The sequence below is a fragment of the Pseudomonas sp. RW10S2 genome (assembly GCF_014268985.1).
Taxonomy (GTDB): domain Bacteria; phylum Pseudomonadota; class Gammaproteobacteria; order Pseudomonadales; family Pseudomonadaceae; genus Aquipseudomonas; species Aquipseudomonas wayambapalatensis.
This window is the reverse complement of the sequence record NZ_JABWRO010000258.1, coordinates 1-233: the sequence shown is the minus strand read 5'-3', so window position 1 is coordinate 233 and position 233 is coordinate 1. Positions and strand designations below refer to the sequence as shown.

Sequence of the window (233 nt, the reverse complement as noted above, 5' to 3'; positions counted from 1 at the left end):
CAGACCCTGCCGGACTACATGGTGCCGACCCACTGGCTGTTCCTCGAACGCCTGCCGCTGACCCCAAACGGCAAGCTCGACCGCAAGGCACTGCCAGCGCCGCAGGCCAGTGCTCCGGCACGCCAGGTGGCACCGCGCAGCGTGCTGGAAAAACGCCTGGTGGCGATTTGGGAGGAAGTCTTGAAGGTTTCGCCGATTGGCGTGACCGACAACTTCTTCGAGCTGGGCGGCGA

The 233-nt window shown here is 65.2% G+C and carries 1 protein-coding gene; it reads left to right on the top strand.

The genetic code is table 11. The features are described from left to right. A partial coding sequence (locus HU729_RS25625; protein ID WP_186711935.1) for a hypothetical protein occupies positions 1–233 on the top strand: 233 nt, incomplete at both ends.